Here is a 25356-nt window from a genome sequence, read left to right as displayed (position 1 = left end):
CTGGGCTTTTGTGGGTCGGCGACCGGGTGACGGGGGTGTTCGCGGGGTGTTTCGCGACGAGCGACAAACCACATGCCATGGCACAAATCCCCCAAGGGCTCATGATGAGCCCCATCCGATGTGGGAGAGGCGCGCCATGGAGCCGATGAAGCTGATTGCATGCAATCCGCAGGTCCTCCTCGAACGGGCCAGGGGCGCTCTCCTCGGACTCGCCGTGGGCGATGCGCTGGGCGCCCCCGCGGAGAACATGAAGCCGTCGCAGATCCGGGCGAAGTGGGGCCGCATCGAAGGTTTCGTGTCGGAGGACCCGGCGGGCACGGACGACACCGAGTACGCGATCTTCTCGGGGCTGTTGCTGGCCCGCCACGGCTCGGCGCTCACCGTCTCCCACGTGGAGCGGGCCTGGCACCACTGGATCGCCGACCTCGACGAAGGCCCTTTCCGGGGCGCCGGGTTCTCCGAGCGCGGCACCCTGGAGAACCTCCGCCGGGGCCTGGCCGCGCCCATCTCCGCCCAGCACCGGCACGCGTGGTCGGACGGCCTGGCCATGCGGGCCGCGCCGTTCGGCGTCTTCGCCGCGGGCCGGCCCGCGGAAGCGGCCCGGCTCGTCGCCATCGACGGCTCGGTCAGCCACGACGGGGAGGGCATCTACGGCGGCCAGGCGGTCGCGGCGGGCGTGGCCGCGGCCATGGCCGGCGGCTCCCCCGCCTCGGCGATCTCCGCGGCGCTGTCCGTCATCCCGTCCGACTCCTGGACGGCCCGCTCCCTGCGCCGGGCGGTCACCGCCGCCCCGCGCGGCGAACGGGCGGTGCGCTCGGCGGTGGTCATCGGCGGCTACCCGTGGACCGACCTGGCCCCGGAAGCGGTGGGCCTGGCCTTCGGGGCCTTCGCCGCCTGCCGCGGGGACTTCCCGTCCTCCGTCCTCACCGCCGTGAACATGGGCCGCGACGCCGACACCACCGCGGCGGTGGCGGGCGCCCTGGCCGGCGCGCTGTCGGGCGCCGGCGCGATCCCCGCCGCCTGGTCCTCGGCCATCGGGCCGGTCCGCGGCAGCTGCCTCCCCTCGATGCGGGGCTACCACGTCCTGGACATCGCGGACCTCCTCACCCCGGAATGCGAGGCCGTCCGATGACCCCCTCCCCGGACGACCAGACGCTGGCGCTCCCCCCGGCGAACCCGACCCCGGCCCCGGCCCCGGGTCCGGGTCCGGCGGAGCGGGGGCTCGGACACCTGGCCCGGGCCGAGGCACCACCCCTCCGCCTGCCGGTGCCGCCCCCGGTGACCCCGTCGGGGCAGGGACCCGAGGCCCTGCCCGCGCCCCCGACGGAGCGCAAGCACGTCCCCCCGGGCGGGCGGGACCCCGTAGGCCTGCCCCCGGCCGAACCGCGGCCCGGAATCGCGCCACCGGGCGAGCGGGGGCCCGTAGGCCTGCCACCGGGCGGGTTGGCCCCGCAGACCCTGCCGACGCTGCCCCCGGCACCGGCACCGGCCGAAGCTCGGTCCGGGGTCGTGTCCCCGGGCGGGCGGGAGCTCGTGGGGGCGGGGGCACGGGTCGTGGTGCGGGCCGGGCAGACGGCCCCGGTGCGTCCCGCCGAGCTCCCCGCAGGGGCCCGGCCGATCGAGGGCCTCCTCCTCGGGCTCGCCGCAGGCGACGCGGCCGGGTGGCCCGCCGCCCGCCACCGCGCCAGCCGGATGCCCGAGTGGACCCGCCGCCTGACCCGCGAGCTCGACACCTTCGCCGAGCAGAACGCCACCACCACCCTCCCCGTCCCCATCGCCCTCAACCAGCCCCCCGAACCCCTCCGCCTCGGCCCCTCCGACGACGCCGAATGGGCCGCCTTCGTCGCCGAGTCCGTGCTCACCGCCGCCGGTGTCCTCCTCAGCGACCTCAGCAGGTCGAGGAGGATGCGCGCGGCCATCGACCTCGCGTGGAACGCCCTGGCCTCCGAGGTCGCCGCGGCAGCGGAACGCGCGCCCGAGGTCGAGTCCGCCGTCCTGCCCCTCCGCGCCCGGATCTCCGTCCGCGCCGGCCTCGGCAACCTCGCCACCGGCCTGCGCCCGCCCGCCACCGGCCACGACAACCCGCACTACTTCGACGACGCCGCCTGCATCCGCGCCTGCGTCCTCGCCGTCGTGCATCCCGGCGACGCCCGCGCCGCGGCCGACCTCGCCGAGTTCGACGCCCGCTACACCCAGGACGGCGACGGGGTGCACGGCGCCCGTGCCATGGCCGCGGCCATCGCCACCGCCTTGAGCGCCACCGGTGCCACCGGTGCCGACGACGCCGTCGACGCCGCCGTGGACGCCGCCCTCGCCCAGCTCCCCGAAGCCACCGAGATCGGCCGCAACGCCCGGCACGCCGTCCGCCTCGCCCGTACCCACAAGGACGGCGGCGCCTTCGGCATCGTCCCCACCCTCGAACACGAGATCGTCGACCACGTCTACAGCTACGGGATCGCCGCCGCCGAGACCGTCCCCGTGGCCCTCGCCCTCGCCACCGCCGCCCGCGGCAGGATGACCGAGGCCGTCCCGGCCGCCGCCTGCCTGTCCCGCGTCGCGGACTCCGCCCCCGCTCTGGCCGGCGCGCTGACCGGCGTCATCGGCGGCGGCGACTCGATCCCCGCCGCCTGGCGCGAGGCCTGCCGCACCCTCTCCGGCTGCGCCCTCCCCCGCCTCGCCGGCACCGACCTCGTGGAACTCGCCGCGCTCCTCGCGGCCACGGAACTCACCTCACCCAAGGGATGATTCGGACATGACGCTCACGTTGGAGGACCGGGCCCGCGGCGCTCTCGTCGGAGCCGCCGTCGGCGACGCGCTCGGCGGCCCGGTGGAGGGCTGGACCCCGGACCAGATCGTGGAACGGCACGGCGGCCGCGTGCACGGCATCGTCGGCCCCTGGCACGAGGACTGGCGCACGGCCCGCCCCATCGCCCCGTACCACAAGGGCGACGGGCACGTCACGGACGACACCCTGATGACGCACGCGCTGGTACGGGTCTACGAAGCCGTACGGGACCACCTCGACGCCTACGCGATCGCCGAGCACCTGGTCCCCGACCTGATGTCCACGCCCCGCTGGATCCCGGAACTGGAGGCCGAGGCCCTGCCGTTGCAGCGGATCTTCCTCGCCGAGAAGTGGATCGTGACCCGACTGCACTACGCGCACGTCGACCCCCGCGAGGCCGGCAGCGGCAACATCGTCAACTGCGGCGCGGCGATGTACATGGCCCCGGTGGGCATCGCCAACGCGGGCAATCCGGCGGGCGCGTACGCGGAGGCGCTGGACATCGCCGGTGCGCACCAGTCCTCGTACGGGCGGGAGGCGGCGGGCGTGTTCGCGGCGGCGGTGGCGGCCGCGTGCGTGCCGGGGGCGACGGCCGCCTCGGTGGTGGACACGGCCCTGTCCCTGGCCAAGGACGGCACGCGCGAGGCGATCGCGGCCGTCCGCGAAGTGGCCGCCGGCCACCGGGACTTCGAGTCGGCGCTGGCCCCGCTGCGGGCGGCGGTGACCCCCTACGACTCGGTCGGGCCGGACTACCGCAGCCCGTCTCTCGACGCCCGTCGTCCCTCCCGCCTCCATGCCATCGAGGAACTCCCGGTCGCGCTCGGGATGCTGCTCGTCGCGGACGGACGGTACGAGACCGCGGTCCTGGGCGCGGTCAACTACGGCCGGGACTGCGACTCCATCGCCACCATGGCGGGGGCGATCGCCGGGGCCCTGGGCGGCGAAGCCGCGGTCCCGGCCGCCTGGGCCAAGCAGGTCGCCGAGGCCAGCCGACTCGACCTGCACGCCCCGGCCGACGCGCTGGCCGCCGTGGCCCGGGAGGTCTTCGCCCTCGACCGCTCCCGCCGCCGCTCCCACGAGGCGGCCTTCACCGCGATCGCGGACCCGCGATGACGACCTGCGACCGCAGCCCCGCCGACCGGCCCGTCCGGCTGACCTGGGCTCAGCCCGAAGACCTGGTCGGGCACGAGCTGCGCCAGGCCGCGGAGGACGGCCGGAACCCGGCCGCCGCCCTCCGCGCCTGGCTCGCGGCGGGCGGCCACCCCGCCCCCGACCGCGCCGGCGCCTCCCCCACCCCGGCCGCACCGGAACTGCGCGCCCTGGCCTGCCGCCTCCTCGACGACCTGGCGCAGCTCCCGCTCCGCTCCGCAGCCGACGAGCCCGGGTCCTGGCCGGCCATCCGGGCCAGCTGCCCACCGGCCGCATACGCCCCACCGGAACCCCCGCCCACCAAAGCCCCAACCCCATCGACACAACCACACCCCGCCCCCGACGCCCGACCCACCGACCCGCCGGACCCCGTGCCCCACCCGGGCGGAGCCCCGACCCCGAGACCGGGCATCCCAGGCACCGCCCCGGCCCCCGCACCGCCCCGCGCGACGAGGGCCATGCCCCCATCGGCACAGCCACACCCCGCCCTCGACGCCCGACCCACCGACCTGCCGGACCCCGTGGCAAGTCCGGATGGGCAGGGCACCGTCCTGGACCCCGGACCGTCTCCCGGCGCTCCCGACCCCGCGCCGCCGCCCGCAGCGGGGCGGCCGTGGCTCGCGGGCCGCGCCCACGTCCGGTCCCACCCGGAGCAGGCGCCCACGAGCACGGGGACGGCCCCCGGCCGCATCCCACCCCACGCCGCAAGGACGCCGCCCGCAGGGCGGGAACACGGGCGGACCGCCGCGCCCGCATCCGCACCGCCCCGCGCGGCGCAACCGCCGGGCGCGGGGCCGGAACCCCTACTGCGGACCGGGCCGGAGGCCGACCCGCCGGAGGCCGCCCGGCTGGAGGCCGCCTGGCTCGGGCGGGCCGTCGGGTGCCTGCTCGGGAAGCCCGTCGAGAAGCTGCCCCTGGAGGGGATCCGGGCGCTCGCCCGCGCCGCCGGCAACTGGCCGCTGGACGACTGGTTCAGCGAACGCGGCGTCCCGCCGGAGGTCCTGGCCGCCTACCCCTGGAACCGCCGCTCCGCCCCCACCTCCCTCGCCGAGAACATCGACGGCATGCCCGAGGACGACGACCTCAACTACCCCCTCCTCGGCCTGCTCCTGCTCCAGCGCCACGGCAAGGGCTTCACCACCGCCGACGTGGCCCGCCTCTGGCTCGACGAGCTGCCGGCCGGACGGACCTTCACCGCCGAGCGCATCGCCTACCGCAACCTCCTCCTCGGCCTGGAGCCGCCCGTCACCGCCACCCACCACAACCCCTTCCGCGAGTGGATCGGCGCCCTCATCCGCGCCGACGTCCACGGCTGGACCAATCCGGGCGATCCGGCCGCCGCCGCGGCCCAGGCCTACCGGGACGCCGCCCTGACCCACACCGGCAACGGCGTCTACGCCGCCCTCTTCGTCGCGGCCGCCACCGCCACCGCCGCCACCGGCCGCTCGGACGTCCACACCGCGCTCCGGACCGGGCTGGCCTTCGTACCGCCCCGCTCGCGCCTCGCCGAGGCCGTCCGCTTCGGGATCCGGGCAGCCGGTCAGGAGGCGGACTTCGACCTCGTCGTCGACCGGCTGCACGCCCGCTACGGGCACTACCACTGGGTCCACGCCGTCCCCAACACCGCGCTGATCGCCGCCGCCCTCACCCACGCCGACGGGGACTTCTCCCGCTCCGTCTGCCGCGCCGTGTCCGGCGGCTGGGACACCGACTCCAACGGCGCCACCGCCGGCGCCCTCGCCGGGCTGCTCGCCGGATCCCCGGACGCGCTCCCGCACCGCTGGACCGCACCCCTCAAGAACCGCCTCGCCACCACCGTCCCCGGCTTCGACGGCATCGGCTTCGACGCCCTCGCCCACCTCACCGCACAGGAGGCAGCACGCTCATGACGGCCATCGCCGTGCTCGGCAGTACGAACATGGACCTCGTCGCCTACGTCCCCAAGGCCCCCCGCCTCGGGGAGACCGTCACCGGCCGGGCCTTCCGCACGGTCCCCGGCGGCAAGGGAGCCAACCAGGCCGTCGCCGCCGCCCGCTCCGGCGGGGAGGTGGTGATGATCGGCGCGGTCGGGGCCGACGAGTTCGGCGTACGGCTGCGCTCCGCGCTCACCGCGGCCCGGGTCGACACGGCGGCCCTGCGCACCGTCGAGGGCGCCAGCGGCACCGCCCACATCACGGTGGACGACGAGGGCGGCAACAGCATCGTCGTCATCCCCGGCGCGAACGCCGCCGTCACCGGCCTGGAGACGGGCGACGAGGCCAGGATCGCCGCCGCCGGCTCCCTGCTCCTCCAGCTCGAACTGCCCCTCTCCGCCGTCCTCGCCGGGGCCCGCGCCGCCCGCGCGCACGGCGTCCGTACGGTGCTCACCCCGGCCCCCGTCCAGCCGCTGCCCGCCGACCTGCTCGCCGCCACCGACCTCCTCGTCCCGAACGAGCACGAGGCGGCCGCCCTCACCGGGCTCACCGACCCGCTCCAGGCCGCCGAGGCCCTACTGGCCGAGGTGCCCGAGGTGGTGATCACCCTCGGGGCGGCCGGGGCGCTGTACGCCGCCCGCGGCAAGGAGCCGCTGACCGTGCCCGCGCCCCGGGTACGGGCCATGGACACGACCGCCGCCGGGGACACCTTCGTCGGCGCCCTCGCCGTGGCCCTGGGCGAGCGCCGGCCGATGTCCGAGGCCCTGCGCTGGGCTTCGGCGGCGGCCGCGCTCTCCGTCCAGCGCCCGGGAGCCCAGGACTCGATGCCGACCCGCGCCGAGACCGACGCCTTCGCCGCGGCCCAGCGCGGAGCCTCCTCGTGACCACCACCGGGCCGCTGGCGGGGCTCCGCGTGCTCGACCTGGCCACCCTCTTCGCCGGGCCGCTGACCGCCACCCTGCTCGGCGACTTCGGCGCCGAGGTCGTCAAGGTCGAACACCCCGACCGCCCCGACCCCTCGCGCGGCCACGGCCCCGCCAAGAACGGGATCGGCCTGTGGTGGAAGCTCCTCGGCCGGAACAAGCGGACCATGACCCTCGACCTGTCGACCCCGGGCGGCCGGGACACCCTGCTGCGCCTCGCCGCCACCGCCGACGTGGTCATCGAGAACTTCCGCCCCGGCACCCTGGAGAAGTGGGGGCTGGGCTGGCCCGAGCTGTCCGCCGCCAACCCGCGCCTGGTCCTGGCGCGCGTCACGGCCTTCGGCCAGCACGGCCCGTACGCCCACCGTCCGGGCTTCGGCACGCTCGCCGAGGCGATGAGCGGTTTCGCCGCGATCACCGGGGAGCCGGAAGGACCGCCGACCCTGCCGCCCTTCGGACTCGCCGACTCGATCGCCGCGCTGACCTGCGCGTACGCCGTGATGACCGCCCTCGCCGGGCGGGAGCGCACCGGGCACGGTCAGGTCGTGGACCTGGCGATCGTCGAGCCGATCCTCACCGTGCTCGGCCCGCACCCCCTCTGGTACGACCAGCTCGGCTACGTCCAGCCGCGCACCGGCAACCGCTCCGCGAACAACGCCCCCCGCAACACCTACCGCAGTGCCGACGGGCGCTGGCTGGCCGTCTCCGCCTCCGCGCAGTCCATCGCCGAGCGGGTCGTGCGGCTGGTCGGCCGGCCCGAGCTGATCGCCGAGCCCTGGTTCGCGACCGGGGCCGGGCGGGCCCGGCACGCGGACGTGCTGGACGATGCCGTGGGCGGCTGGATCGCCCGGCACAAGGCCGAGGAGGTGGTCGCCGCGTTCGAGGACGCCGAGGCGGCCGTCGCCCAGGTCTACGACGTGCGGGACGTGATGGCCGACCCGCAGTTCGCGGCCCTGGACACGGTCACCGAGGTCGAGGACCCGGAGCTGGGCCCGCTCCGCATGCAGAACATCCTCTTCCGGCTGTCCGGGACCCCCGGCGGGATCCGCTGGGCGGGCCGCCCGCACGGCGCGGACACCGACGAGGTCCTGACCGAGCTCGGGCTGACCGAGGCCGAGATCACCGCACTGCGGACCGAGGGAGCCCTGTGATCCTGACCTGGCTGTACGCGCCCGGCGACCGCCCGGAGGTGGTCGCCAAGGCCCTCGGTTGCGGGGCGGACGCCGTGATCGTCGACCTGGAGGACGCGGTACCGGCCTCGCGCAAGGAGTACGCCCGCGCCGCGACCGCCGATCTGCTCGCCGAGCGGCCCCCGCTCCCCGTCCACGTCCGCGTCAACGCCCTGGACTCCCCCTGGGGCGGCGCCGACCTGAGTGCGCTGGGCGGGCTGCACGGCCTCGCGGGGCTGCGGCTGCCCAAGATCAGCGCCCCCGGGCAGATCACGGCCGTCGCCGACCGCACCGGCGGGGTGAGCCTGTACGCCCTGCTCGAATCGGCCGTGGGGGTGGAGCGCGCGTACGACATCGCCCGCGCGCACCCCGCCCTGCGCGGGCTCTCCCTGGGCGAGGCGGACCTGCGGGCCGATCTGGCCGTCAGCGCGGAGCCGGGCCTGGACTGGTGCCGCTCCCGGGTGGTGGTCGCGGCCCGGGCCGCGGGGCTCGCGCCCCCGGCGCAGTCGGTGTTCCCGGACATCCGGGACCTGGAGTCGCTGGCGGTCTCGTGCGCCCGAGGGCGCGCCCTGGGCTTCCTCGGCCGGGCGGCGATCCATCCGCGCCAGCTGCCGGTGATCGAGCGGGCCTACCTCCCGGCGCCCGAGGAGGTCAGCGCCGCCGCGGAGGTGCTGAGCGCGGCCCGTGCCGCCCCGGGGGCGCTGGCCCTGCCGGACGGGCGGTTCGTGGATCCGGCGGTCGTGGCGGCGGCGCACCGCACCCTTGCGCTCGCCGCGCGGGAGGCCGCCCGCTGACTCCGCCCGCCGCCTCCCGGGCTGCGCCCGTGCCCCGCGTGGCACCCGCCGATACCGCGCGCGGCGCCGTGTCCCGGGGCTCCGCCCCAGACCCCGCGCCTCAATCGCCGGCGGGGCTGGGTTCGGCGTGGCGCCATCCCTTGGGACTCCGCCCCGGCCCCCGCGGCTCAAACGCCGGCGGGTTGGATGGGGCGGCCGGGAACGCGAAGGGGGGTGCCGCGGTGTACGCCGCCCCCCCCTTCGCGGACCGGGCAGGTCAGTGCTTGCCCGCCTCCGGGGCCTTGGCCTTGGCTTTGGCCTTGGCGGGGGCGTCCTTCGTGAGCACGGGCGTCTTGGCCTTGGCCTTGGGCTTCGCCGCGTCGGCGGCATCCGCGTCGGCGGCGTCCGCGTCGTCGCCGTCCTTGCCGCCGGAGGTGTCCGGCTCGACGACCGACTCGCGGCCCGGCCGCAGCTTCGCCGACAGCACCAGGTAGACGACCGCCAGGACGAAGACGACGATCGAGGTCCAGACGTTCAGCCGGACGCCCAGGATGTGGTGCGCCTCGTCGACCCGCATGTACTCGATCCAGCCGCGGCCGACGCAGTACGCGGCGACGTACAGGGCGAAGGCCCGTCCGTGGCCGAGCGTGAAGCGGCGGTCGGCCCACAGGACCAGCAGCGCGACGCCGATGCACCACAGCGACTCGTACAGGAAGGTCGGGTGGTAGGTCCCGGCGTCCCGGTTCGGGCCCGCGCTGATTTCCACGGCCCACGGGAGGTCGGTGGCCCGGCCGTACAGCTCCTGGTTGAACCAGTTGCCCCAGCGTCCGCAGGCCTGGGCCAGCGCGATACCGGGAGCCAGGGCGTCGGCCCAGGCCGGCAGCGGGATCCCGCGCAGGCGACAGCCGATCCAGGCGCCCACCGCGCCGAGCGCGATGGCGCCCCAGATGCCGAGTCCGCCTTCCCAGATCTTGAAGGCGTCGACCCAGTTGCGACCCTCGCCGAAGTAGAGCTGGTAGTCGGTGATCACGTGGTAGAGGCGCCCACCGACCAGGCCGAAGGGCACGGCCCACACGGCGATGTCCGCGACCGTGCCGGGCTTTCCGCCGCGCGCGATCCATCGCTTGTTGCCGAGCCAGACGGCGACGAAGACGCCGATGATGATGCAGAACGCGTAGCCGCGGAGCGGGATCGGTCCGAGATGGATCACGCCGGTCGACGGACTGGGGATGTAAGCAAGGTCCATGGCAGACATGACGCTACCTTGCCGGGCGGTGCGCACCGCAACCCGCCCGGCAAGACGAAACCAAATCCAGACCTGGAACGGGCCGGGTTCAGTCCTGTGGGGATCCGCTGGAGGAGCCGTTGGAGGTCCCACCGGTGGACCGGTTCGAGGACCCGTCGGACGACCCGCCCGATCCCGTACCCGATCCCGTGCGCGAGGCCGACGGCGATGTCTTCGACCCGGCCTTCGACCCGGATCCGGGGGTCGCGCTGCCCGACGGTGAGGCCTTCCCGGCCCCGGCCCCGGCCCCGGCCCCGGCCCCGGCGTCCGCGCCTCCCGAGCCCTTGGCGGCGGCTTCCACCTGTTCCTTCAGCTTCTGCGGGGTCACCTGGTTGGCCTGGTCGGACAGGATGTCCTTGCCGTTGAGCAGCACGGTCGGGGTGCCCCGGAACTGTCCGGCGGTGAAGGCGGCGTCCGACTTGGCCACCCAGCTGTTGTGCGTGCCGCCCTCGACGCACGAGCGGAACTCGGGGGTGTCCAGCCCGTCGACCTTGCCCGCCAGTTCCAGCAGCTTGGCGTTCTTGCCGAAGGCGTCGTCGATCTCCTGCGGCTGGTTCTGGAAGAGGAGGTCGTGGTACTCGGTGAACTTGCCGGCGTCCTGCGCGCAGGCCGCCGCGTTGGCCGCCTTCAGCGAGCCGCTGCCGCCCATCCTCCGGTCGATGAGCGTCACCAGGTGGTAGTCGACCTTGAGCAGCCCCTTGGCCTCCAGGTCATGGATGACGTCGCGGTAGTTGTCCTCGAAGAACTTGCAGGAGGGGCAGCGGAAGTCCTCCCACACGGTGAGGGAGGACTTCGCCTCCGGCTTGCCCGCCTGGATGGCGAGGGCGTCCTTCCCGGTGGCGCCGGAGGGGGCGACCACCGGGCCCGCCTTGGCGGAGCCGTCCTTGCCGGTGTTGGCCGCGATCACGCCGACGACGGTCGCCAAGGCGAGGACGCCGACCACCGCCGCCGCCACGACGAGGGTCCGCCGGCGCTTGTCCCGGGTCTTCTGCCGCTCGCGCTCCACGAGGAGTCGTTCCCGGGCCGATCGTTTCGTCGCATCGCGGTTCGCACCGTCGTTCTTCTCGCTCACGTTCCGCCAAACGAAGCAGGGAGGCACTCGCGTGCCTCCCTGCCCGTACTTCCACCCGATCGGACTACAGAACCCGATCAGACATCCGTGGCCGTCATCGAACGCGCGTCAGCGCCGGCGCACGCCTTCCGCGAGCTCGCCGGCGAGCGCCCGTACGGCGTCCAGTCCGGCCGGCAGGTCCGGCGCGTCCAGGAGCAGCTTCACGAAGGCCGAGCCGACGATGACGCCGTCGGCGAAGCCCGCGACCTCCTTGGCCTGTACGGCGTTGGAGACACCGAGTCCCACGCAGACCGGGAGCTCGGTGGTGGCGCGGGTGCGCCGGACCAGGTCCTGGGCCTGGTTGCCGACGGACTCGCGGGTGCCGGTGACTCCCATGAGGGAGGCGGCGTAGACGAAGCCGGAGCCGGCCGCCGTGATGGTGGCCAGGCGCGCGTCCTTGCTGCTGGGGGCCACGACGAAGACGGTCGCCAGGCCGTGCTTGTCCGCGTGCTCGCGCCACAGCGCGGACTCCTGCACCGGCAGGTCGGGCAGGATGCAGCCGGCGCCGCCGGCCGCTGCCAGTTCGGCCGTGAACCGCTCGACGCCGTAGCGGTCGATGGGGTTCCAGTAGGTCATCACCAGGACCGGTGCCCCGGTCGCCTCGTGCGCCTCGCGGACCGTGCGGATCACGTCGGCGATCTTGACGCCGCCGCGCAGGGCGATGTCGTCGGCGGTCTGGATGATCGCGCCGTCGAGCACCGGGTCGCTGTGCGGGAGGCCGATCTCGACCACGTCCGCGCCGCCCTCGATGACGGCCTTGACCGCCTCGATGGCGCCGTCGACGGTCGGGAAGCCCGCCGGCAGGTAGGCGACGAGGGCCGCGCGGTCCTCGGACTTCGCCTTGGCGAGGGTGTCGCTCAGCAGCTGGAGGTTTCCGGTGCTCACTTGTTCTCCCCCTCGCCGTCGTACAGCCCGAAGTAGCGGGCCGCCGTGTCCATGTCCTTGTCGCCGCGACCGGACAGGTTGACGACCAGCAGGCCGTCCTTGCCCAACTCCTTGCCCAGGTCGAGGGCGCCCGCGAGGGCGTGCGCCGACTCGATCGCCGGGATGATCCCCTCGGTGCGCGAGAGCAGGCGCAGGGCCTGCATGGCCGCGTCGTCGGTGACCGCGCGGTACTCGCCGCGGCCGGAGTCCTTGAGGTAGGAGTGCTCCGGGCCGATGCCCGGGTAGTCCAGGCCGGCCGAGATGGAGTACGGCTCGGTGATCTGGCCCTCCTCGTCCTGGAGGACGTAGGAGCGGGAGCCGTGCAGGATCCCGGGCTCGCCGGCGGTCAGCGTGGCCGCGTGCTCGCCGGTCTCGACGCCGTGCCCGGCGGGCTCGAAGCCGACCAGGCGGACGTCGGCGTCCGGGATGAAGGCGTGGAAGAGGCCGATGGCGTTGGAGCCGCCGCCGACGCAGGCTGCGACGGCGTCCGGCAGGCGGCCGGCGCGCTCCAGGATCTGGCGGCGGGCCTCGACGCCGATGACCCGGTGGAAGTCGCGGACCATGGCCGGGAAGGGGTGGGGGCCGGCGACCGTGCCGAAGAGGTAGTGGGTCCGGTCCACGTTGGCGACCCAGTCGCGGAACGCCTCGTTGATCGCGTCCTTGAGCGTCCGGGAACCGGACTTCACGGCGATGACCTCGGCGCCCAGCATGCGCATGCGGGCCACGTTGAGGGCCTGGCGCTGGGTGTCGATCTCGCCCATGTAGATGGTGCAGTCGAGGCCGAAGAGCGCGCAGGCGGTGGCGGTGGCCACGCCGTGCTGCCCGGCGCCGGTCTCGGCGATGACGCGGGTCTTGCCCATGCGCTTGGTCAGGAGCGCCTGGCCCAGCACGTTGTTGATCTTGTGCGAGCCGGTGTGGTTCAGGTCCTCGCGCTTGAGGAAGATCCGGGCGCCGCCGGCGTGCTCGGCGAAGCGCGGCACCTCGGTGAGGGCGCTCGGGCGGCCGGTGTAGTTGACCATGAGGTCGTTGAGCTCGGCCGCGAAGGACGGGTCGTCCTTGGCCTTCTCGTACTCGACGGCGACCTCGTCCACGGCGGCGACGAGCGCCTCCGGGATGAACTTGCCGCCGAAGTCGCCGAAGTAGCCCTCGGCGTTGGGAACGTGACCCTCCGGGTCCGGAATGAAGAACTCGCTGGACATGTCCAGTGCTCCTACGGGTGCGAGATGCGGCGGGGTGGATTCACCGTATTGCGCCGCCCGCCCGTGTCGCGGACACCCCGCTGGGGGATGTGGTGCGTACGGTGCGGGGCGGCCCGCGTCCGGAGCCGGCGGCCCGGGACGGCAGGCCGTACGGAAGCTGCGCGCGGCGCGGTACGTCTCGCGTACCGGGCCGCGGCGGCCCTCGTTACAGCGCGCCTCCGCGGCGCCATCGCATGCCGTTGACCTGGCCGGGCTCGGAGCCGATCACGTACCGGACCCGCCGCCCGTGCACGCGCCGGGCCGGGGCGCGGCAGCCGCGGGGGCGGCAGCCGCGCGCCAGGGGCGCGTGCGCCGTCGGCACGGCGACCGGGCGGGAGCCCGGCCGGGTGCGGACGCAGGAGCGGTCGTGGGTCATGGGTACGGGTCAGCTCCGCCCGTGGCGCAGGGCGGGGTGGGCGCCGGCGGCGACGAGGTCGGCCACGGCCGCCTTCGGGTCGCGGCCGGTCACCAAGGACTCCCCGACGAGGACGGCGTCGGCGCCCTCGTTGGCGTAGGCGATCAGGTCGTGCGGGCCACGGATGCCGGACTCGGCGATCTTGACGATGTGGTCCGGGATCTCTCCGACGACGCGCTCGAAGGTGGAGCGGTCGACCTTGAGGTCCTTGAGGTTGCGGGCGTTGACGCCGATGATCTTGGCACCGGCGGCGACCGCGCGCTCCACTTCCTCCTCGTCGTGGACCTCGACGAGCGGGGTGAGACCGATGGACTCGGCCCGCTCGATGAGGGAGACGAGGGCCTCCTGTTCCAGGGCCGCGACGATCAGCAGGGCGAGGTCGGCGCCGTAGGCGCGGGCCTCCCAGAGCTGGTACGCCGTGACGATGAAGTCCTTGCGCAGGATCGGGATGTCCACGCGGGCGCGGACGGCCTCCAGGTCGGCCAGCGAGCCGCCGAACCGGCGCTGCTCGGTGAGGACGGAGATGACCGCCGCACCGCCAGCCTCGTAGTCAGCGGCGAGCCCGGCCGGATCGGCGATGGCGGCCAGCGCACCCTTGGAGGGGCTGGAGCGCTTGACCTCGCAGATCACCTTGACGCTGTCGCCGCGCAGGGCAGCGACGCCGTCCTTGGCCTGGGGCGCCTTGGCGGCACGCTCCTTGAGCTCGTCGAGGCTCACGCGGGCCTGCCGTTCGGCAAGGTCTTCGCGGACCCCTTCGATGATCTCGTCGAGCACACTCACGCGAGCGGCCCCCTTCCGGGTCGATGACGGTCGGCCGCCTTGCAGACGAGTACAACAGCAAGGTCGGCATTCAAATGGTATCCGTAGGAGGCGTTGCCCTCCGCACCCGGTTGACGTCGTCCCAGTAACTGGACATTCGGAATCTGTGCTTCATAGGGCCTGGCCAGGGGGCTCAGGGCGCCAGTGCGGAGCCGAAGGAGAAATTTCGAACAAGGGCGAAGACCAGCGCCAGTGCACCGAGCGCCCACCAGTACCTCGGACGCAGCACGATCCTCGGGGTCGGCCTGCCGCGGAACGCGCGGACCAGCCACAGGGCCATGAAGGCGGCGAAGACGAAGTAGCCCGCGACCGCGAGCGCGTTCGCCCCGAGCGCGGTGACCAGATCGCCGTTCGCGAAGGCGTGCGCGCTGCGCAGGCCGCCGCAGCCCGGGCACAGGACGCCCGTCAGCCGGAACAGCGGGCACACCGGGTAGTGACCGGGCTCGTTGGGGTCCACGGCGCCCACGTACACGAACGCGGCGGTGACCCCGGCCAGGTAGGACACCGGGACGGCGAGCCGCCGGCCCCGGGACGGGGACGGCCGCCCGGCGGGCAGCCCCGGCTCCGCGGGCACGGGCGCCGGCGACGGCGGGGCATCGGGGGTACGAGAGGCGTCCACCTGCTGATTCTCTCCGCTCATGACAAAAGGCGCAGCCCGGCGGGGCCGCGCCTTTCGGCTGCGTTGCTTCGAACCGCGTCGCTACGGACCGGGTCGCTCGCGCGCTCAGACCTTGGCGGGAACCTTGGACGCGGCGATGACCTCGGCGAGGTCCTTGTGCGCGGCCTTCGGCGCGCCCAGGCCCGCGGCCTTCATCCCCAGGCCGACGACACCGCCGAGCGCGACGACGACGAGTCCGGCCCAGAAGCCGAGCGGGTTCGCGAGCACCATGAAGGCGCCGGAGATGCAGAAACCGATGAAGGCGATGGTGACACCGGTCCAGGCGGCCGGGGTGTGTCCGTGGCTAGTGCCCGCCATGAGTTGCTCCTCGTTGCTCTGTCGCGCTGCTGTGTCGAACGTGCGGTCTGTGTCGGACGCTCGGCGACCATTGTCCCGCACCGGGCGGCTTCGCCGTCCAGGGGGGTCGGGTCTGTGGGCCCGGTCAGCGGGCCCGGTCGCCGCCCGGGTCGGTGGTCGGGTCCTCGCCGCGGTCCAGAGCCTTCCACAGATCTTCCGGCCGGTCCGGATCAACCGCCGCGACAGTCCGGGCGCGCGGGCTGCCGTCACGCTCGTAGCGGCCTCCCATGGAGGGCCAGCTCCGGCCGAAGCGAAGGGCCAGCAGACCGGCCGCCAGGATCAGGACCGCGCCGGCGGCCGTGACGTAGGGCCAGGTCGTCTGGGTCAGCCCGGCCACGTGCGCGGCGCTGTCGGCGGTCGTACGGGCGGCCTGCGCGTCCAGGGCGCTGCGGCCGTCGCCGCCGAGGGCCGCGGACAGTGCCGCCCCGAGGCCGCTGAGCGCGAGCAGCCCCGACACCAGCAGCCGGCTCCTGCCGCGCACGGCGAAGACGGCGACCAGTGCGGCGAGGCCCACGATGGCGAGCGCCGCCGGGAGGCCGGTGACGGCCCGCCCGTCGGCGGCCAGCTGGAGCGAGTCGCTGCCGATGGCGGCGGTGCCCCGGGCCCAGGTCCGGCCGGAGGCGAGCAGGACGACGGTGGCGCCGAGGGCGCCGAGCAGCAGGGCGACGGCCACGCTGCGGCGGCCGCCGCGGCTGTCGGGAGCCTCGGGCTCGGACGGGGCGTCGGCGTCGTTTCGGGGCGGGGGTACGGCACTCACGTACCCCACTATCCCCTACGCCCTCAAGAGCCGTGGAGGCGGTTCGCCGCTCCCACCGCGCGCAGCACGGCGGCCGCCTTGTTGCGGCACTCGTTGTCCTCCAGCTCGGGCACCGAGTCCGCGACGACACCTGCTCCGGCCTGCACGTACGCCGTGCCGTCGCGCAGCAGCGCGGTACGGATGGCGATGGCCGTGTCGGAGTCCCCGGCGAAGTCCAGGTAGCCCACGCAGCCGCCGTAGAGGCCGCGGCGGGAGGGCTCCAGCTCCTCGATGATCTGCATGGCGCGCGGCTTGGGCGCGCCGGAGAGGGTGCCGGCCGGGAAGCAGGCGGTGAGCACGTCGAAGGCGGTCTTCCCCTCGGCTACGCGTCCCGTCACGGTGGAGACGATGTGCATGACGTGGGAGTAGCGCTCGATCGACATGAAGTCGACGACCTCCACCGATCCCGGCTCGCAGACCCGGCCGAGGTCGTTGCGGCCCAGGTCGACGAGCATCAGGTGCTCGGCCCGCTCCTTGGGGTCGGCCATCAGCTCGTCGGCGAGGTCGTTGTCCTCCTGCGGAGTCGCGCCCCGGTGGCGGGTGCCGGCGATGGGGTGGACCATGGCCCGCCCGTCCTCGACCTTGACCAGCGCCTCGGGGCTGGAGCCGACCACGTCGAAGCCGTTCTCGAAGCGGAAGAGGTACATGTACGGGGACGGGTTGGTGGCCCGCAGCACCCGGTAGACGTCCAGGGCGGAGGCCCGGCACTCGGTCTCGAACCGCTGCGAGGGCACCACCTGGAAGGCTTCGCCGGCCCGGATGCGTTCCTTGATGTCCTCGACGGCCGCCTGGTACTTCTCGCCGCCCCACAGGGCGGAGAACTCGGGCAGCGCGGAGGCGGGCAGCGCGGCCGGCACGTAGGGGGCGGGCCGCGCGAGGTCGGCCTCCATCGCGTCGAGGCGGGCCACGGCGTCCGCGTACGCCTCGTCGACCCCGGAATCGAGGTCGTTGTGGTTGATGGCGTTGGCGATGAGCTGGACGGTGCCGTCCCAGTGGTCCAGCACCGCCAGGTCGGAGGTGAGGAGCATGGTCAGCTCGGGCAGCTCCAGGTCGTCGGCGGTGTGCTCGCCGATGCGCTCCAGGCGGCGCACGATGTCGTAGCCGAGGTAGCCGACCATGCCGCCGGTGAAGGGGGGCATGGCGCCCGCGAGGTCGCGGGGGGTGTGCAGGGCCTCGACGGTGGCGCGCAGGGCGTCGAGGGGGTCGCCGTCGGTGGGGACGCCGACGGGCGGGGTGCCGATCCAGTGCGCCCGGCCGTCCCGGGCGGTCAGGGTGGCGTCGCTGCGGACCCCGATGAAGGAGTAGCGGGACCAGGAGCGGCCGTTCTCGGCGGACTCCAGGAGGAAGGTGCCGGGGCGTTCGGCTGCCAGCTTGCGGTAGAGCCCGACGGGGGTGTCCCCGTCGGCCAGCAGCTTGCGGCTCACGGGGATGACGCGGCGGTCGGCCGCGAGCTTGCGGAACGTCTCAAGATCCATTTCGGGGACCCTACCTAGTCGGCTGCGCGGAGGAGGACATCTTCGTCGAAACAGGTGCGCGCCCCGGTGTGGCAGGCCGCTCCGACCTGGTCGACCTGGACGAGCACGGTGTCGGCGTCGCAGTCGAGCGCGACGGATTTCACGTGCTGGAAGTGGCCGGAAGTATCCCCCTTCACCCAGTACTCCTGGCGGCTGCGGGACCAGTAGGTGCAGCGTCCGGTGGTCAGGGTGCGGTGCAGGGCCTCGTCGTCCATCCAGCCGAGCATGAGCACCTCACCGGTGTCGTACTGCTGGGCGATGGCCGGGACCAGCCCGTCCGCGGAACGCTTGAGGCGTGCGGCGATGGCGGGGTCGAGGTTGCCGGGGCGGGGGGACGTACTCATGTGGACATTGTGCCGGGCCGGGGCGGGGGCAATGATCCGCGTCCGCCTGATGAACGGGTGCCGGGCGGGTTCCCGCCGTAGGCTGACCCGCATGTCTACCCATGCGAAGCGTGAACGCCTGCTCCTGGCGGACCTGTTGGAGGCGGCCGGTCCGGAGGCCCCCACGCTGTGCGCCGGCTGGACCTGTCGGGACCTGGCCGCGCACGTGGTGGTCCGCGAGCGGCGGCCCGACGCGGCGGGCGGTCTGCTGCTGAACGTGCTGAAGGCCCGCCTGGACAAGGCGATGGAGGAGTACACGGCCAAGCCGTACGAGGAACTGATCCAGTTGATCAGGACCGGGCCGCCGAGGATGTCGGTGTACGCGCTGAAGCAGATCGACGAGGCGGCGAACGCGGTCGAGTTCTACGTCCACGCGGAGGACGTCCGCCGGGCGCAGCCGGACTGGTCCCCGCGGGAACTGGACCCGGTCTTCTCCGACGCGCTGTGGTCCCGGCTGGAGAAGCTGGCGCGCCTGACGGGCCGCCGCTCGCCGGTGGGCCTGGTGCTGAGGCGTCCCGACGGGCGGACGGTGGTGGCGCACAGGGGTGCGCCGGTGGTGACGGTGACCGGCGAGCCGGGGGAACTGACGCTGTTCTGCTTCGGCCGGCAGGCGTCTGCGTCGGTGGCGCTGGACGGCGAGAAGGAGGCCGTGGCCAAGCTGACGGTGGCCGAACTGGGCCTCTGACCCGGGAACCCGGGCCCCCGCCTCAAACGCCGGCGGGGCTGGGTCATGCTCCGGCTGCCCCTTGCCCTGGCCGGGCGGGTGCGGGTCCCGTCCCGGGTGCGGTTCCTGTCCGGGGGCGGCCCGGTGGCCGCGCCGTTGCCCTGGCCGGGCGGCGTTTCCGGGTGCGGGTCCCGTCCCGGGTGGGGTTCCTGTCCGGGTGCGGGCCGGTGGTCCCGTCGTTGCCCTGGCTGGGCGGCGTTTCCGGGTGCGGGCCGGTGGCCGCGCCTCAAGCGCCGGCGGGGCTGGGTTTGGTGTCCCCGGCCGGGGGTGTGGTCCGTCGGGTGGGGCGGCACGGCCGGGGGCGGGGACGGCGGGGGGTGTCCCCGCAGGCGACGCGGATCCGCCACCGCCCCGCATTTCCACACCGCGCCGCTCCGCAAGCCGAGGAGATACCCGCCGCCGGGACCGCACCCCCATCCCAATCCCGCCCAGGCGACACACCCCAGCCCCGCCGGCGTTTGAGGCGCGGCCACCGGGCCGCACCCGGAGTAGAACCCGCACCCGCCCGGCCAGGGCAAGGGCCGCACCCGGAGTAGAACCCGCACCCGCCCGGCCAGGGCAAAGGCCCGGCCAGGGCAAGGGTCAGCGGACCGGGTGGCCCGCTTCGCGGAGGGCGGACTTGACCTCCGCGATGCGCAGGTCGCCGAAGTGGAAGACCGACGCCGCGAGGACCGCATCGGCACCCGCCTCGATCGCCGGGGCGAAATCGGCGAGGCGGCCCGCGCCGCCCGAGGCGATCACCGGGACCGTGACGTGCTTGCGCACCGCCGCGATCATCTCGATGTCGTAGCCGTCCTTGGTGCCGTCCGCGTCCATCGAGTTGAGCAGGATCTCGCCCGCGCCCAGTTCGGCCGCCCGGTGCGCCCACTCGACCGCGTCGATGCCGGTGCCCTGCCGGCCGCCGTGCGTGGTGACCTCGAAGGTCCCGGCGGCGGTGCGGCGCGCGTCCACGGACAGGACGAGGACCTGCCGGCCGAAGCGCTCCGCGATCTCCTGGATCAGCTCGGGGCGGACGATGGCGGCGGTGTTCACGCCGACCTTGTCCGCTCCCGCCCGCAGCAGCTTGTCGACGTCGTCGGCCGTGCGGACGCCGCCGCCGACCGTGAGCGGGATGAAGACCTGCTCGGCGGTGCGGCGCACCACGTCGTACGTGGTCTCGCGGTTCCCGGAGGACGCGGTGATGTCGAGGAAGGTCAGCTCGTCGGCGCCCTCGGCGTCGTACAGCTTGGCCATTTCCACCGGGTCACCCGCGTCGCGCAGGTTCTGGAAGTTGACGCCCTTGACGACCCGGCCGTTGTCCACGTCCAGGCAGGGGATCACGCGTACGGCGAGGGTCATGCGGACGCCTCCTTGTACGCCTCGACCTCCACCTCGACGACCATGCTGGGGTCGACGAAGCCGGAGACGATGATCATGGATGCGGCGGGGCGGACCTCGTCGAACAGTTCCTTGTGGGCGCGGCCCACCTCGTCCACGTCGCGGGCGTGGGTGAGGTACATCCGGGTGCGCACCACGTGCTCCGGGCCGAGACCGGCCTGCGCGAGGGCCTTGAAGGCCACCCCGAACGCGGTGATCGCCTGGTCGTACGGGCCGCCGCCGTCGGCCGCGGTGCAGCCGGAGACGAGCACGAGCCCGTTCGGGAGCTGCACGGCGCGGGAGTAGCCGATGACGTCCTCGTACGGACCGCCGGAAGAAATACGACGTACGTCGCTCATGCGGAGACCACCTTCAGGGCTTCTTCCAGGGTGAAGGCCTTGGCGTACAGGGCCTTGCCGACGATCGCGCCCTCGACGCCCAGCGGGACCAGTTCGGACAGCGCCCGCAGGTCGTCGAGCGAGGAGATGCCGCCGGAGGCGACGACGGGCCGGTCGGTGGCGGCGCAGACGTTCTTCAGCAGCTCCAGGTTGGGGCCGGTCAGCGTGCCGTCCTTGCCGATGTCGGTGACGACGTACCGGGCGCAGCCTTCGGAGTCCAGGCGGGCGAGGGTCTCGTAGAGGTCGCCGCCCTCGCTGGTCCAGCCGCGGCCCTTGAGGGTGGTGCCGCGTACGTCGAGGCCGATCGCGATCCTGTCGCCGTGCTCGGCGATGGCCCGGGCGGCCCACTCGGGGGTCTCCAGGGCGGCGGTGCCCAGGTTGACGCGGGTGCAGCCGGTGGCGAGGGCCGCGGCGAGCGAGGCGTCGTCGCGGATGCCGCCGGAGAGCTCGACCTTGATGTCCATGGCGCGGGTGATCTCGGCGACCAGGGCGCGGTTGTCGCCGGTGCCGAAGGCGGCGTCCAGGTCGACCAGGTGCAGCCATTCGGCGCCGGAGCGCTGCCAGGCGAGGGCCGCGTCCAGCGGGGAGCCGTAGGAGGTCTCGCTGCCGGAGACCCCGTGCACGAGGCGGACGGCCTGTCCGTCGCGGACGTCGACCGCGGGCAGGAGTTCGAGCGTGGGTGCGGTCATCACAGGGTCTCGATCCAGTTGGTGAGGAGCTGGGCGCCGGCGTCGCCGGACTTCTCGGGGTGGAACTGCGTGGCCCACAGGGCCCGGTTCTCCACCGCCGCCACGAAGCGCTCGCCGTGGGTGGCCCAGGTGACCTTGGGGGCGCGGATCAGCGGGTTGGTGATTTCGAGGGTCCAGTCGCGCGCCGCGTAGGAGTGCACGAAGTAGAACCGGGCGTCGGCGTCCAGGCCCTTGAAGGCCTGGCTGTCGGCGGGGGCCTCGACGGTGTTCCAGCCCATGTGGGGGACGATCGGGGCCTTGAGCGGGCCGACCGTGCCGGGCCACTCGTCGAGGCCCTCGGTCTCGACGCCGTGCTCGATGCCGCGCTCGAAGAGGATCTGCATGCCGACGCAAATGCCCATGACCGGGCGGCCGCCGGAGAGCCGGCGGCCGATGATCCAGTCACCGCGGGCGTCCTTGAGGCCCTGCATGCAGGCGGAGAAGGCGCCGACGCCGGGGACGAGGAGTCCGTCGGCGTCCATGGCCTTGTCGTAGTCGCGGGTGATCTCGACGTTCGCGCCGACGCGGGCGAGGGCCCGCTCGGCGGAGCGGACGTTTCCGAAGCCGTAGTCGAAGACGACGACGTTCTTGGTGGGGCGTACTGCGCTCATTCCCAAATTCCCTGGATTCGCAGGACTCCGGCGGCCAGACACATCGCGGAGGCCAGAGCGAGCAGAATGACGACCGACTTGGGCATCTTCTGCTTCTGGAAGGAGTAGACGCCACCGGCCAGGAAGAGGCCGAGGACGATCAGGATGGTGTTCAGGCCGTTCACGGCTAGAGGGCGCCCTTCGTGGAGGGCAGGATGCCGGCCGCGCGCGGGTCGAACTCGGCGGCGTAGCGCAGCGCCCGGGCGAGGGCCTTGAACTGGCACTCCACGATGTGGTGGGCGTTGCGGCCGTACGGGACGTGGATGTGCAGGGCGATCTGGGCCTGCGCGACGAAGGACTCGAAGATGTGCCGGGTCATCGTCGTGTCGTACGTGCCGATCATCGGCGCCATGTTCTCGGGCTCGGTGTGCACGAGGTAGGGGCGGCCGGACAGGTCGACGGTCACCTGGGCGAGGGACTCGTCGAGCGGCACGGTGCAGTTGCCGAAGCGGTAGATGCCGACCTTGTCGCCGAGGGCCTGCTTGAAGGCGGCGCCCAGCGCGAGCGCGCTGTCCTCGATGGTGTGGTGGCTGTCGATGTGCAGGTCGCCCTCGGTCTTGACGGTGAGGTCGAAGAGGCCGTGGCGGCCGAGCTGGTCGAGCATGTGGTCGTAGAAGCCCACGCCCGTCGAGACGTCGACCTGGCCGGTGCCGTCGAGGTTTATCTCGACGACGACCGAGGTCTCCTTGGTGGTCCGTTCGACCCGTCCGATGCGGCTCATGCGTGCTGCTCCTTCTTCAGTGCGCGAACCGCTTCCAGGAACGCGTCGTTCTCCGCCGGGGTGCCCGCGGTGACCCGCAGCCATCCCGGTACGCCGTTGTCCCGGACCAGGACGCCCTGGTCGAGGATCTTCTGCCAGGCGGTGTGCGAGTCCTCGAACTTCCCGAACTGGATGAAGTTCGCGTCGGAATCGGTGACCTCGAAGCCGATGGCCCGCAGTTCGGTGACCAGGCGGTCGCGCTCGGCCTTGAGCTGCTCGACGTAGCCGAGCAGGGTGTCGGTGTGTTCCAGGGCGGCCAGTGCGGTGGCCTGGGTGACGGCCGACAGGTGGTACGGCAGGCGCACCAGCTGGACGGCGTCGACGACGGCGGGGTGCGCCGCCAGGTAGCCCAGGCGCAGACCGGCCGCGCCGAAGGCCTTGGACATGGTCCGGGAGACCACCAGGTTCGGGCGGCCCTCGATGAGGGGCAGCAGCGAGTCCCGGTGGCTGAACTCCACGTACGCCTCGTCGACGATCACCAGGGAAGGCTTGGCCGCCTGCGCCGCCTCGTAGAGGGCGAGGACCGTCTCGGCCTCGACCGCGGTGCCCGTGGGGTTGTTGGGCGAGGTGATGAAGACGACGTCGGGGGCGTTCTCGGTGATCGCCTGCTCCGCCGCCTCCACGTCGATGGTGAAGTCCTCGCGGCGCGGCCCGGAGATCCAGCCGGTGCCGGTGCCGCGGGAGATCAGCGCGTGCATCGAGTAGGAGGGCTCGAAGCCGAGCGCGGTGCGGCCGGGTCCGCCGAAGGTCTGCAGCAGCTGCTGGATGACCTCGTTGGAGCCGTTGGCGGCCCAGACGTTCTCCCGCGCGACCGGGTGCTTGCCGGTGCGGGTGAGGTAGGCGGCCAGCTCGGTGCGCAGCTCGACCGCGTCCCGGTCGGGGTAGCGGTTGAGGGTGCGGGCCGCCTCGGAGACGCGCTCGGCGATGCGCCGTACGAGCTCCTCGGGCAGCTCGTACGGGTTCTCGTTGGTGTTCAGCTGGACGGGTACGTCGAGCTGCGGGGCGCCGTACGGGCTCTTGCCGCGCAGCTCGTCCCGGATGGGCAGGTCGTCGATGCCGAAGCTCACGGGGTGGGGACCTTCCATCCGAAGCGCGCCTTCAGGGCGGCGCCGTGCGCGGGCAGGTCCTCTGCTTCGGCCAGCGTCACCACGTGGTGGGTGACCTCGGCGAGGGCGTCCCGCGTGTAGTCGACGATGTGGATGCCGCGCAGGAAGGACTGCACGGACAGGCCGGAGGAGTGGCAGGCGCAGCCGCCGGTGGGCAGCACGTGGTTCGAGCCGGCGCAGTAGTCGCCGAGGGAGACCGGGGCCCACGGGCCGACGAAGATCGCGCCGGCGTTGCGGACGCGGGCGGCCCAGGCGGCGGCGTCGGCGGTCTGGATCTCCAGGTGCTCGGCGCCGTACGCGTCGACGACCTTGAGGCCGTCCTCCAGGCTGTCGACCAGCACGATCGCGGACTGCTTGCCGGCCAGCGCCGGCTTGATCCGGTCCTCGACGTGCTTGGTCGCGGCGACCTGCGGCGCCAGCTCCTGCTCGACGGCGTCCGCGAGCTCCGCGGAGTCCGTGACGAGCACGGCGGCAGCCAGCGGGTCGTGCTCGGCCTGGCTGATCAGGTCGGCGGCGACGTGCACCGGGTCGGCCGTGGAGTCGGCGAGGACGGCGATCTCGGTCGGGCCGGCCTCGGTGTCGATGCCGATCTTCCCGGTGAAGTAGCGCTTGGCGGCGGCGACCCAGATGTTGCCGGGGCCGGTCACCATGTTGGAGGGAAGGCAGTCCTCGGTCCCGTACGCGAACATCGCGACGGCCTGCGCACCGCCCACCGCGTACACCTCGTCCACGCCGAGCAGCGCGCACGCGGCGAGGATCGTCGGGTGCGGCAGACCCCCGAACTCCTTCTGCGGCGGGGACGCGAGCGCGATCGATTCGACGCCCGCCTCCTGGGCCGGCACGACGTTCATGACGACGGAGGACGGGTACACCGAGCGGCCGCCCGGGGCGTACAGCCCCACGCGCTCCACCGGAACCCACTTCTCGGTCACGGTGCCGCCGGGGACCACCTGGGTGGTGTGCTCGGTGCGGCGCTGGTTTCGGTGCACGATCCGGGCGCGCCGGATCGACTCCTCCAGGGCGGCGCGGACGGCCGGGTCCAGCTGTTCCAGGGCGGCCTTGATGGCCTCCGCGGGTACCCGGACCTGCGAGAGCTCGACCCCGTCGAACTTCTGCGCGTACTCGATCAGCGCCGCCGTGCCACGATGATGGACGTCCTCGCAGATGGGCCGCACCTTCTCCAGGGCGGCCGCTACGTCGAACTCGGCACGGGGCAGCAGGGAGCGCAGGGCGCCGCCCTCGGGGAGGGCGTCACCGCGCAGGTCGATACGAGAGATCACCTCACAATTCTCTCAGACCGCTTCGCGCCACCGTTCGCCCGTATCACTGGCTGATACGGGCCACGGATGTCACAGGCGCCCGATAGCGTTCCCCTACACGTAGCTGACAGCGGAGGGGGGCCGCCGTGACCGAGGCGCGCAC

General features: G+C 73.7%; 26 protein-coding genes and 1 pseudogene. 8 read left to right on the top strand and 19 right to left on the bottom strand.

The window, feature by feature from the left end:
• Window positions 1-145 precede the first annotated feature (145 nt).
• From OG594_RS11080 to OG594_RS11050, 7 genes are all read left to right on the top strand, one after another.
• On the top strand, window positions 146-1132 hold the full coding sequence (locus tag OG594_RS11080) for an ADP-ribosylglycohydrolase family protein (RefSeq protein ID WP_266597684.1): 987 nt from the start codon (window positions 146-148) through the stop codon (window positions 1130-1132).
• A complete protein-coding gene (locus tag OG594_RS11075) occupies window positions 1129-2745 on the top strand; it encodes an ADP-ribosylglycohydrolase family protein (RefSeq protein ID WP_323185189.1) in 1617 nt (538 codons plus the stop codon). Before OG594_RS11080 ends, OG594_RS11075 begins: the two co-directional genes overlap by 4 nt.
• Window positions 2746-2752: 7 nt before the next feature.
• Window positions 2753-3898 (top strand): ADP-ribosylglycohydrolase family protein, encoded by a 1146-nt coding sequence (locus OG594_RS11070; RefSeq protein WP_266597683.1) that lies wholly within the window; start codon window positions 2753-2755, stop codon window positions 3896-3898.
• A gap of 494 nt (window positions 3899-4392) precedes the next feature.
• Complete coding sequence (locus OG594_RS11065) at window positions 4393-5823, top strand: ADP-ribosylglycohydrolase family protein (RefSeq protein ID WP_266602794.1); 1431 nt, start codon at window positions 4393-4395, stop codon at window positions 5821-5823.
• Window positions 5820-6731 (top strand): ribokinase, encoded by a 912-nt coding sequence (rbsK, locus tag OG594_RS11060; protein ID WP_266597681.1) that lies wholly within the window; start codon window positions 5820-5822, stop codon window positions 6729-6731. The genes OG594_RS11065 and rbsK overlap by 4 nt, the downstream gene beginning before the upstream one ends.
• Window positions 6728-7921 (top strand): CaiB/BaiF CoA-transferase family protein, encoded by a 1194-nt coding sequence (locus tag OG594_RS11055; RefSeq protein WP_266597679.1) that lies wholly within the window; start codon window positions 6728-6730, stop codon window positions 7919-7921. The genes rbsK and OG594_RS11055 overlap by 4 nt, the downstream gene beginning before the upstream one ends.
• Window positions 7918-8733, top strand: coding sequence for a CoA ester lyase (locus OG594_RS11050; protein WP_266597678.1), 816 nt, complete (start codon window positions 7918-7920; stop codon window positions 8731-8733). Before OG594_RS11055 ends, OG594_RS11050 begins: the two co-directional genes overlap by 4 nt.
• A 256-nt stretch (window positions 8734-8989) precedes the next feature.
• On the opposite strand, the gene lgt is transcribed toward OG594_RS11050, so the two are convergent.
• From lgt to hisI, 11 genes and pseudogenes are all read right to left on the bottom strand, one after another.
• Window positions 8990-9958: a prolipoprotein diacylglyceryl transferase gene (lgt, locus tag OG594_RS11045; protein ID WP_266602792.1), complete on the bottom strand. Its 969-nt coding sequence runs from the start codon at window positions 9956-9958 to the stop codon at window positions 8990-8992.
• Between the two features lie 319 nt (window positions 9959-10277).
• Window positions 10278-11069, bottom strand: a pseudogene (locus tag OG594_RS11040) (DsbA family protein); the annotation flags it as partial.
• Between the two features lie 108 nt (window positions 11070-11177).
• Window positions 11178-11993 (bottom strand): tryptophan synthase subunit alpha, encoded by an 816-nt coding sequence (gene trpA / locus OG594_RS11035; RefSeq protein WP_266597674.1) that lies wholly within the window; start codon window positions 11991-11993, stop codon window positions 11178-11180.
• Window positions 11990-13231, bottom strand: coding sequence for a tryptophan synthase subunit beta (gene trpB / locus OG594_RS11030; RefSeq protein WP_266597672.1), 1242 nt, complete (start codon window positions 13229-13231; stop codon window positions 11990-11992). The genes trpA and trpB overlap by 4 nt, the downstream gene beginning before the upstream one ends.
• Before the next feature lie 205 nt (window positions 13232-13436).
• Entirely contained in the window at window positions 13437-13646 is a 210-nt protein-coding gene (trpM, locus tag OG594_RS11025; protein WP_266597670.1) for a tryptophan biosynthesis modulator TrpM, read from the bottom strand.
• A gap of 9 nt (window positions 13647-13655) precedes the next feature.
• A complete protein-coding gene (gene trpC / locus OG594_RS11020) occupies window positions 13656-14465 on the bottom strand; it encodes an indole-3-glycerol phosphate synthase TrpC (RefSeq protein WP_109782100.1) in 810 nt (269 codons plus the stop codon).
• 172 nt (window positions 14466-14637) lie between these two features.
• A complete protein-coding gene (locus tag OG594_RS11015; RefSeq protein ID WP_266597666.1) occupies window positions 14638-15144 on the bottom strand; it encodes a DUF2752 domain-containing protein in 507 nt (168 codons plus the stop codon).
• An 84-nt stretch (window positions 15145-15228) separates the two neighbouring features.
• Window positions 15229-15480, bottom strand: a complete 252-nt coding sequence (locus OG594_RS11010; RefSeq protein WP_266597664.1) for an HGxxPAAW family protein — start codon at window positions 15478-15480, stop codon at window positions 15229-15231.
• Between the two features lie 124 nt (window positions 15481-15604).
• On the bottom strand, window positions 15605-16285 hold the full coding sequence (locus tag OG594_RS11005) for a TIGR02234 family membrane protein (RefSeq protein WP_266597662.1): 681 nt from the start codon (window positions 16283-16285) through the stop codon (window positions 15605-15607).
• A gap of 14 nt (window positions 16286-16299) precedes the next feature.
• On the bottom strand, window positions 16300-17790 hold the full coding sequence (locus OG594_RS11000) for an anthranilate synthase component I (RefSeq protein ID WP_266597660.1): 1491 nt from the start codon (window positions 17788-17790) through the stop codon (window positions 16300-16302).
• A gap of 14 nt (window positions 17791-17804) precedes the next feature.
• Complete coding sequence (gene hisI, locus OG594_RS10995) at window positions 17805-18173, bottom strand: phosphoribosyl-AMP cyclohydrolase (RefSeq protein WP_030012381.1); 369 nt, start codon at window positions 18171-18173, stop codon at window positions 17805-17807.
• A 91-nt stretch (window positions 18174-18264) separates the two neighbouring features.
• Here hisI and OG594_RS10990 point away from each other — a divergent pair, with 91 nt between their 5' ends.
• Complete coding sequence (locus OG594_RS10990) at window positions 18265-18897, top strand: TIGR03085 family metal-binding protein (RefSeq protein ID WP_266597657.1); 633 nt, start codon at window positions 18265-18267, stop codon at window positions 18895-18897.
• A 621-nt stretch (window positions 18898-19518) separates the two neighbouring features.
• Here OG594_RS10990 and hisF read toward each other — a convergent pair.
• Genes hisF through hisD form a run of 8 tightly spaced genes read right to left on the bottom strand, consistent with a single transcriptional unit; the run spans window position 19519 to window position 25214 of the window.
• The gene (hisF, locus tag OG594_RS10985) at window positions 19519-20274 is read right to left on the bottom strand and encodes an imidazole glycerol phosphate synthase subunit HisF (protein WP_266597655.1); all 756 of its coding nucleotides are present in this window, start codon (window positions 20272-20274) and stop codon (window positions 19519-19521) included.
• The gene (locus OG594_RS10980) at window positions 20271-20651 is read right to left on the bottom strand and encodes a RidA family protein (protein WP_266597653.1); all 381 of its coding nucleotides are present in this window, start codon (window positions 20649-20651) and stop codon (window positions 20271-20273) included. The genes hisF and OG594_RS10980 overlap by 4 nt, the downstream gene beginning before the upstream one ends.
• Window positions 20648-21379, bottom strand: coding sequence for a bifunctional 1-(5-phosphoribosyl)-5-((5-phosphoribosylamino)methylideneamino)imidazole-4-carboxamide isomerase/phosphoribosylanthranilate isomerase PriA (gene priA / locus OG594_RS10975; RefSeq protein WP_266597651.1), 732 nt, complete (start codon window positions 21377-21379; stop codon window positions 20648-20650). Before priA ends, OG594_RS10980 begins: the two co-directional genes overlap by 4 nt.
• Window positions 21379-22029 (bottom strand): imidazole glycerol phosphate synthase subunit HisH, encoded by a 651-nt coding sequence (gene hisH, locus OG594_RS10970; protein ID WP_030009965.1) that lies wholly within the window; start codon window positions 22027-22029, stop codon window positions 21379-21381. Before hisH ends, priA begins: the two co-directional genes overlap by 1 nt.
• Complete coding sequence (locus tag OG594_RS10965) at window positions 22026-22193, bottom strand: hypothetical protein (RefSeq protein WP_030724515.1); 168 nt, start codon at window positions 22191-22193, stop codon at window positions 22026-22028. The genes hisH and OG594_RS10965 overlap by 4 nt, the downstream gene beginning before the upstream one ends.
• Before the next feature lie 2 nt (window positions 22194-22195).
• The gene (gene hisB / locus OG594_RS10960; protein ID WP_030009963.1) at window positions 22196-22789 is read right to left on the bottom strand and encodes an imidazoleglycerol-phosphate dehydratase HisB; all 594 of its coding nucleotides are present in this window, start codon (window positions 22787-22789) and stop codon (window positions 22196-22198) included.
• Window positions 22786-23895, bottom strand: a complete 1110-nt coding sequence (locus OG594_RS10955; protein ID WP_266597646.1) for a histidinol-phosphate transaminase — start codon at window positions 23893-23895, stop codon at window positions 22786-22788. The genes hisB and OG594_RS10955 overlap by 4 nt, the downstream gene beginning before the upstream one ends.
• The gene (gene hisD, locus OG594_RS10950; protein WP_266597644.1) at window positions 23892-25214 is read right to left on the bottom strand and encodes a histidinol dehydrogenase; all 1323 of its coding nucleotides are present in this window, start codon (window positions 25212-25214) and stop codon (window positions 23892-23894) included. The genes OG594_RS10955 and hisD overlap by 4 nt, the downstream gene beginning before the upstream one ends.
• Window positions 25215-25356 lie beyond the last annotated feature (142 nt).

Source organism: Streptomyces sp. NBC_01214, from assembly GCF_026340975.1.
Lineage (GTDB): Bacteria > Actinomycetota > Actinomycetes > Streptomycetales > Streptomycetaceae > Streptomyces.
Note: the sequence above shows the minus strand (reverse complement) of the source record. Positions and strands in the feature narration are given on the sequence as shown.

Coding starts and splice junctions, on each gene's coding strand:
- OG594_RS11070 (WP_266597683.1), top strand. CDS start 2,753: ATGACGCTCACGTTGGAGGACCGGGCCCGCGGCGCTCTCGTCGGAGCC.
- OG594_RS11065 (WP_266602794.1), top strand. CDS start 4,393: ATGCCCCCATCGGCACAGCCACACCCCGCCCTCGACGCCCGACCCACC.
- trpB (WP_266597672.1), bottom strand. CDS start 13,231: ATGTCCAGCGAGTTCTTCATTCCGGACCCGGAGGGTCACGTTCCCAAC.
- hisI (WP_030012381.1), bottom strand. CDS start 18,173: ATGAGTACGTCCCCCCGCCCCGGCAACCTCGACCCCGCCATCGCCGCA.
- lgt (WP_266602792.1), bottom strand. CDS start 9,958: ATGGACCTTGCTTACATCCCCAGTCCGTCGACCGGCGTGATCCATCTC.
- OG594_RS10990 (WP_266597657.1), top strand. CDS start 18,265: ATGTCTACCCATGCGAAGCGTGAACGCCTGCTCCTGGCGGACCTGTTG.
- priA (WP_266597651.1), bottom strand. CDS start 21,379: ATGACCGCACCCACGCTCGAACTCCTGCCCGCGGTCGACGTCCGCGAC.
- rbsK (WP_266597681.1), top strand. CDS start 5,820: ATGACGGCCATCGCCGTGCTCGGCAGTACGAACATGGACCTCGTCGCC.
- hisB (WP_030009963.1), bottom strand. CDS start 22,789: ATGAGCCGCATCGGACGGGTCGAACGGACCACCAAGGAGACCTCGGTC.
- OG594_RS10980 (WP_266597653.1), bottom strand. CDS start 20,651: ATGAGCGACGTACGTCGTATTTCTTCCGGCGGTCCGTACGAGGACGTC.
- trpM (WP_266597670.1), bottom strand. CDS start 13,646: ATGACCCACGACCGCTCCTGCGTCCGCACCCGGCCGGGCTCCCGCCCG.
- OG594_RS11010 (WP_266597664.1), bottom strand. CDS start 15,480: ATGGCGGGCACTAGCCACGGACACACCCCGGCCGCCTGGACCGGTGTC.
- OG594_RS11000 (WP_266597660.1), bottom strand. CDS start 17,790: ATGGATCTTGAGACGTTCCGCAAGCTCGCGGCCGACCGCCGCGTCATC.
- hisF (WP_266597655.1), bottom strand. CDS start 20,274: ATGACCCTCGCCGTACGCGTGATCCCCTGCCTGGACGTGGACAACGGC.
- OG594_RS11075 (WP_323185189.1), top strand. CDS start 1,129: ATGACCCCCTCCCCGGACGACCAGACGCTGGCGCTCCCCCCGGCGAAC.
- OG594_RS11080 (WP_266597684.1), top strand. CDS start 146: ATGAAGCTGATTGCATGCAATCCGCAGGTCCTCCTCGAACGGGCCAGG.
- hisH (WP_030009965.1), bottom strand. CDS start 22,029: ATGAGCGCAGTACGCCCCACCAAGAACGTCGTCGTCTTCGACTACGGC.
- OG594_RS11015 (WP_266597666.1), bottom strand. CDS start 15,144: ATGAGCGGAGAGAATCAGCAGGTGGACGCCTCTCGTACCCCCGATGCC.